The organism is Hydrocoleum sp. CS-953, from assembly GCF_002260545.1.
Taxonomy (GTDB): Bacteria; Cyanobacteriota; Cyanobacteriia; order Cyanobacteriales; family Microcoleaceae; genus Trichodesmium.
Genome location: NZ_LGSU01001155.1, coordinates 1 through 7355, shown reverse-complemented (window position 1 = coordinate 7355; position 7355 = coordinate 1). Strand labels below are relative to the sequence as shown.

3 protein-coding genes and 4 pseudogenes are annotated in these 7355 nt (G+C 41.0%); 4 read left to right on the top strand and 3 right to left on the bottom strand.

Translation table 11 applies throughout. The features are described 5' to 3' along the window. The 4 genes and pseudogenes from AFK68_RS45655 to AFK68_RS18345 form a co-directional block, all read left to right on the top strand. Positions 1–730, top strand: a pseudogene (locus tag AFK68_RS45655) (peptidase C14); the annotation flags it as partial. Positions 731–989: 259 nt separating this feature from the next. Continuing rightward, positions 990–2762: pseudogene (locus AFK68_RS42020) on the top strand (WD40 repeat domain-containing protein); the annotation flags it as partial. A 26-nt stretch (positions 2763–2788) separates the two neighbouring features. Beyond that, a pseudogene (locus AFK68_RS42015) lies at positions 2789–3154 on the top strand (WD40 repeat domain-containing protein); the annotation flags it as partial. Between the two features lies 1 nt (position 3155). Next, a partial coding sequence (locus AFK68_RS18345) for a WD40 repeat domain-containing protein (RefSeq protein WP_256386603.1) occupies positions 3156–4378 on the top strand: 1223 nt, incomplete at its 5' end. A gap of 1137 nt (positions 4379–5515) precedes the next feature. Here the strand turns inward: AFK68_RS18345 and AFK68_RS18340 are convergent. From AFK68_RS18340 to AFK68_RS18330, 3 genes and pseudogenes are all read right to left on the bottom strand, one after another. Continuing rightward, positions 5516–6133, bottom strand: coding sequence for a hypothetical protein (locus AFK68_RS18340; protein WP_246844274.1), 618 nt, complete (start codon positions 6131–6133; stop codon positions 5516–5518). Between the two features lies 1 nt (position 6134). Next, positions 6135–6685 (bottom strand): annotated as a pseudogene (locus AFK68_RS42010) (hypothetical protein); the annotation flags it as partial. Between the two features lie 362 nt (positions 6686–7047). Further along, positions 7048–7311, bottom strand: coding sequence for a hypothetical protein (locus tag AFK68_RS18330; protein ID WP_143438021.1), 264 nt, complete (start codon positions 7309–7311; stop codon positions 7048–7050). Between the last annotated feature and the right edge of the window lie 44 nt (positions 7312–7355).

Below are 7355 nucleotides of genomic sequence, written 5' to 3'. Positions count from 1 at the left end.
GTGACAGGTGGCAATATCTAGATCCTTTTACACCGACTACATCTCCTCTGGAAAATCTGCAAAAGGCAATTAATATAGAAGGGGAAAATCCAGAGAATTTAAGCGAAAAATTAATCGACTTTATTCAGTCAGCAGAAGCAGAAAGAGTCATCATGGTAATCGACCAATTTGAAGAATCTTTTACCCTCTGTGAAACTCACGAAAAACGACAGGAATTTTTTGATTGCTTCTTGGCAGCAATAGGAAATGAAGCCATTCAAAAGAAATTTTGCTTAATCTTAGGAATGCGGGCAGACTTTCTCGACCAATGTTCAAAATATCCAGGATTAGCAACTCAAATTAAAGAAAATCAATTCTTAGTAACCCCTCTGGAAAAAGAAGAAATAGAGGAAGCAATAAAAGAGCCTGCTGAATTAGTAGGGATGGGAGTACAACCAGGATTAGTTGCTCAAATGACAGAAGACTTTTTACGTAATCCAGGTAGTTTACCTCTTCTCCAATATACTCTAGATGCACTGTGGAAAGATGCGACTCAAGGAGAAGAAAAAACTAAATATTTAACTCTGGCAACTTATAGAAAGTTTGGTGGAATTCAAGGTACTTTAACTAAGCGAGCTAATGAAGTTTTTGAGAGTCTAACTCAAGAGGAAAAGTCAGTTGCGAAACGGATATTTTTAGAATTAGTACAGCCTGGGGAAAAGCAAATAAATTCGGGAAAAATAACAGATACNGATGCGACTCAAGGAGAAGAAAAAACTAAATATTTAACTCTGGCAACTTATAGAAAGTTTGGTGGAATTCAAGGTACTTTAACTAAGCGAGCTAATGAAGTTTTTGAGAGTCTAACTCAAGAGGAAAAGTCAGTTGCGAAACGGATATTTTTAGAATTAGTACAGCCTGGGGAAAAGCAAATAAATTCGGGAAAAATAACAGATACCCGTCGCAGAGTAATATTAGAAAATTTGCCCAATGAACAACATAGTTTAGAGATGTTGTTAAAGGTAAGTGATAAATTAGCTAACCCTAATAATCGGTTAATTACTATAGATAAGTCAGAGATAGGAACATTATTAGATATTATTCACGAAGATTTAATCAGAAGTTGGAAAACTTTGAGGGAATGGGTTGAAGAATATCAAGAAGTTTTGCCTTTGGTAAGGAAGATAGAAGGTGATGCAACGGAATGGGAAAAACATAATAAAAAAGATGATTGGTTATGGCGAGAAGGGCAGTTAATGAAGGCAGAAGAATATTTGGAAAACTATGGGGATATGGGTTTGTTGGATGGATTTGCTTATGAGTTTGTCAAAGCAAGTCAGGAGTTAAGAAATCGTTGGGAAATTGAAGGGAAAGAACGGAAAAAAAGGGAGTTTAAACAGGAGCAAAAAGCCAGGAGGTTAGCTCAAAGACGGAATCAAATTTTGGCTATTTCTTTGCTGTTTATGAGTGGGGTATCTGCTTTTGCTTTGATACAACAAAGGATAGCTAGACATAATAGTGAAGCATCCTTTGCTCGTCAGATGGCAGCAGAAGCAGAAGTGGCTATTGCTAACTGGAACTGGTACGATCGAGGTACTTTGTTAGGACTCCAGTCAATATATAAAGTCCAAGAGCTGCAAAAAAATCGGTATGTATGGTGGAATAGAGCTGTCAAGAAATTCTTAGGTGGTCAGTCCTTAGATATCCCCAAAAATGCAGCCGATGGAGCTATTCGCAAAGCCCTAAGTCAACTACCAGATCATCTGCATACCCTCAACCACCAGAGCGCGGTAACAGCACTAGCATTGAGCCAGGACGGCAAAACTCTTGCTACTGCAAGTGATGAAAATACCACCCACCTCTGGAATGGAGACACTGGCAAAGAGGTCGCTACCCTCAACTACCAGGATAAGGTAATAAAAGTAGCATTGAGCCAGGACGGCAAAACTCTTGCTACAAAAAGTGAAGATAAAGTTGCCCGCCTCTGGGATGCTGCCACAGGCAATGCCATCGCTACCCTACTCCATCACTCTGGAGTAAATGCACTAGCATTTAGCCCCAACGGTAAGATCATTGCTACTGCCAGTGACGACAATATTGTCCGCCTCTGGGATACTACCACGGGCAATGCCATCTCTACCCTAGTCCACTATTTCCCGGTAAATGCACTAGCCTTTAGCCCAGACGGTACAGCCATTGCTACTGCCAGTGATGACCAAATCACCCGCTTCTGGGATACTACCACAGGCAAAGAATTTGCTACCCTTAACTACAAGGCCAGGGTACATAAATTAGTGTTTAGCCCTGATGGGAAAAGAATTGCGACTGCCAGTGATGATCATACCGTTGGCATCTGGGATACCAGAACCTCTAAAGAAATCATTACCCTAAAGCACCAGGATAAGATAATAGCATTAGCCTTTAGCCCCAATAGCAAAACCATTGCTACTGCCAGTGATAACAATACAGCTCGCATCTGGGATATCTGCACTGGCCAAGAAATAGCTATCCTACCCCACCAGTATAAGGTAAAAGCAGTAACCTTTAGCCCCGACGGCAAAACCATTGCTACTGCGAGTGATAACAATACAGCTCGCCTTTGGGATACCAACAGCGGCAAACAAGTCGCTTCCTTCAATCACCAAGACACGGTAAATGCAATAGTCTTTAGCGAGGATGAGCAAACTATTGTAACAGCAAGTTATGACAAAACTGTCCGCATCTGGGATGCTAATCTCTCTAAAAAAGCTACTACCCTCAAGCATGAGTCTTGGGTAAGAGCANCAATCACCAAGACACGGTAAATGCAATAGTCTTTAGCGAGGATGAGCAAACTATTGTAACAGCAAGTTATGACAAAACTGTCCGCATCTGGGATGCTAATCTCTCTAAAAAAGCTACTACCCTCAAGCATGAGTCTTGGGTAAGAGCAGTAGCATTGAGCCAGGACGGCAAAACCATTGCCACAGCAAGTAATGACAATACCGCCCGTCTCTGGAATACGAAAACTGGTAAACAACTCGCTACCCTACTTCACCAAGGAGAAGTAACAGCAGTAGCCTTGAGCAAGGATGGGAAAACCATTGCTACTGCAAGTGCTGACAATACCGCCCGTCTCTGGGATGCTGCTACCGGCAAAGCCATCGTTACCCTCAACCATGAAGGAGAAGTAATANCTACTGCAAGTGCTGACAATACCGCCCGTCTCTGGGATGCTGCTACCGGCAAAGCCATCGTTACCCTCAACCATGAAGGAGAAGTAATAGCAGTAGCCTTGAGCAAGGATGGGAAAACTATTGCCACAGCAAGTAATGACAATACCGCCCGTCTCTGGAATACGAAAACTGGCGAACAACTTGCTACCCTGAACCACCAAGGAGAAGTAACAGCAGTAGCCTTTAGTCGCAACGGGAAGACCATTGCGACCGCAAGTGCTGACAATACTGCCCGCATCTGGAATACGAAAACTGGTAAACAACTCGCTACCCTGAACCACCAAGGAGAAGTAATAGCAGTAACCTTTAGCCACAACGGCAAGACCATTGCCACAGCAAGTAATGACAATACTGCCCGTCTCTGGAATACGAAAACTGGTAAACAACTCGCTACCCTGAACCACCAAGGAGAAGTAATAGCAGTAGCCTTTAGTCGCAAAAGGAACCTCGTTGCCACCGCAAGTGCTGACAAAACTGCCCGCCTCTGGGATGCCAATACTGGCCAACAACTCGCGACCCTACTCCACCAGGGCACAGTAAGATCGGTAGCCTTCAGCCAAAACGGGAGGACTATTGCTACAGGCAGTGCTGACAATACCGCCCGCCTCTGGGATACGAACACTGGCCAACAAGTTGCTACCTTGAACCACCAAGGAGAGGTAAGAGCAGTCGCCTTTAGCCAAAACGGGAATATAATTGCGACCGCAAGTAATGACAAAACTGCCCGCATCCATTGGGTAAGGCCACAAGATTTAATTGCAGAAGCTTGTCGCCGTCTTGGTCGGAATTTAACAGCAGAGGAGTGGCGGCAGTACATGAACAGTAACTTTGATAAATATGAGAGAACTTGCAATGAACTTCCCGTTCATCCTAGTTTAATTGCAGAAGCTAAAAATCTAGCAAAAACAGGAGAAAAAGAAAACATAAAAACAGCAATTTCTATCTTTAAACGCGCCCAAAAATTGGAACCGGAAATTGACCTCAACCCTGATACAGAAACTATAGAAACAGACCCTGAACTTGTGGCAAATTTTTTTGCTACTTCTGGCGAATTAGAAAAGGGTAAAAAATTAGCAAAACAGGGAAATATAGAAGGAGCAATTTCTATCTTGAAAGAAGCCCAAGAATTATCACCAGAACTTGACCTCGATCCTGATACCAAAGACAAAGAAACAGACCTATAAATTGTGGCTAAGAAATTCTTTTTATAGCAGTTTTCATGTTTTTTAGAGTACAGAGATTTGGGTTTAAAGGAAGAAGTTTTGTAGTCTACCTTTGTGANCACCAGAACTTGACCTCGATCCTGATACCAAAGACAAAGAAACAGACCTATAAATTGTGGCTAAGAAATTCTTTTTATAGCAGTTTTCATGTTTTTTAGAGTACAGAGATTTGGGTTTAAAGGAAGAAGTTTTGTAGTCTACCTTTGTGAAAACCCCTATAAAGGTTGGATAGATACTTTGAAAAAGGGAGAAAATTCGATTACTTCCGAGGTATTGGAGGAGCTGAAAAATTAGGTTCGTAGGGGCGGGTTCCCCTTTCAATTTATGAGTTTTCACATTTAATTAGATAAACCCGCCCCCAGAAGTCAGAAGTTAAGTAGGGGCGGGTTCCCCTTTCAATTTATGAGTTTTCACATTTGATTATATAAACCCGCCCCCCAAAGTCAGTTTGTAGGGTGTGTTTCCGCTAAGAGCGGACATGAAAAGACGGCATTAATTACTCGGTATTATCAGATATTGAACAATCCGTCGTAACGCACCAGAATGGTAATACCCGGCTCATTAAAAATGGTGCGTTACATTTCATTTTCATGTCGCGTAGCGTTAACGCGCGTTGTGCGGAACGCTAAACGCACCCTACTAGACTGAGATTGCTATCCGTTCCGGAATGCTCCGCAAACCTTCCACTCCGTTCCAGTCGCAATGACTTAGATGTATTAATTATCTGGTAAAATGTAGCAATAGTAGGGGCGGGTTCCCCGTTAAATTCATGAGTTTTCACATTTAATTAGATAAACCCGCCCCCAATGATATAATGCAACGTCCTAGTTCTAGGGGCGGGTTTGTATAAATCTGAGAGTAAGTATAAAAATTCTAGCTAAAACCCGCCCCTACCATTGCACTATTTTAGCTGTTTCGGTTCACTACTGGAATTCCAATAACAGATTACAGTGCTTTTCAAATTGATGAACCACATTGCCATAACCAAAACCTTGTAGGGGCGAATGGCCATTTCCTAAGGTCATGCTCCGCAAACGCCCCTACTGTAATCTACTGAAATGAAAACCGCTGTAAATAAATACTCCAATATTGTCATTACTAAGCAGCAACATGGCGCAGAATAGTTAAAGGTTTCTGCTCCTTAATAATATTCATTTGCTCCTGATTTTTTACCAACAAAGCACCTGCAAAACCCAAACTATTCACAGAAATAGACTGAAAATCTTCATAATATCGCGGCACAACTAACATCCATTCTCGCGTCACCAAAAGATTATAATCACCAGACTGTTTCCCACTCATCCCATCACTACCTTCTATACCAACTGCTCCCAGCAAAGTCAAATAAGATTTTAGTATCTCAGCAGCAGACTCAACCGGAGAATTTACCCAACCAACATCTAACTTAGCTATAGCGTGTCGAAAAGGAAACCAAGACGTAACACCTATCCCATGATCAAACGTAGCAGTAGCGATCGCTCTATCTATCGGTATTTTTTCTCCATCTGGCACCATCGGCAGAGGAACTATTTGCAGATGTTTATGACGTTGACTCGCACCCGCAATTTTCCCACCGTTATAAAAAGCTAAACCTTCAAACTCCCCCATACAGCTACCCAAAGCTTGAAAATCTTGCAAATTAAGTAAATTTTCTTGTTCCTCAAATTCTCTAGTGACAATAAGTAGATGATGATCGACAACATTATATTTATTCAANAACGTTACAATAACCGTCCGCTCAACCTTCCGGTATTTTTCCTCCACCTGCCACCACCGCAAAGGAAACATTTGCCAATTTTTTATGCCTTGACCCCCCCCCCCAATTTTCCCACCGTTATAAAAAGCTAAACCTTCAAACTCCCCCATACAGCTACCCAAAGCTTGAAAATCTTGCAAATTAAGTAAATTTTCTTGTTCCTCAAATTCTCTAGTGACAATAAGTAGATGATGATCGACAACATTATATTTATTCAACAGACACAGATGAGTTGTAGAAATATCAGCAACAAATAAATCCTCCTCATAAGGTAAAAAAGGGTTAAAATCTTTACCAGTGACAACCTTCTTTTTTTCCTGCTGTTTTCTAGCTTCATCCTTGCGCGATAAATTAGACAAAATGCGCACCAGGAACCGAATATTATCCTGTTGTACAAACTCATATTCTGTGGGTATCGGTTGGAGTGCGCCACATTCTAGAGCATATTCAGTTTGCTCTTTGAGTCTTTCCCAGAGAGTACCCGGTACTAACAATAGTTGACTTTCAGACATAGTTTATTTTTGGAGATCGTATAACACTACGCATTCAGGTTAGGACAGTTATAAATCATGGAACCCTTTAACAGTATACTGTTCCCTATTCCCTATTCCCTATTCCCGATTCAAGTAGCGCTATATCAGTAATTGTCAATTATCATACTATTGATATGATCATCCATAGCAATAACTCAAATTTTCAGACAAAAAAAAGTTCCCCTTGAAAAACGGGAACTCGTATCAATAGCAACTACTCTTGAAGTTTGCATCTATTTTCATTATGAAACTAACTCAAAGTTTAGCAAAACTTCAACTATTTTAAGCTTCAAAAGCTTATAGAATACTTATAATTTTATTTAACAGATTATACTATTAAATTAATCCCCAAGTACCTCTCTACAAAATAGTTGAGCTGAATCAAAATCTTTGCCGGATCTATTAGCTTGAGCTTCTTTATTTTCTAGGAAGCTTGCAACTGAACCTTTAGCTAAAGAACGAGTTGTTCCACTGGCACTATCTTCAACCCAACCTTGATTACCAACTTTATATCTAAAGTCACATGTATATTGATCGTTAGCCGATCCTGCTTGTAAGAAAATACCTAGAGAAGCTAGTACAGATAGGGTGAAGTACCTTTTCATTATAATCTCCTGTAATAGGTTTGCTGTTGGGATAGTCATTTACT

Excerpts from the sequence above, each read along its gene's own strand:
- AFK68_RS18330 (WP_143438021.1), bottom strand. The coding sequence starts at position 7,311 with ATGAAAAGGTACTTCACCCTATCTGTACTAGCTTCTCTAGGTATTTTC.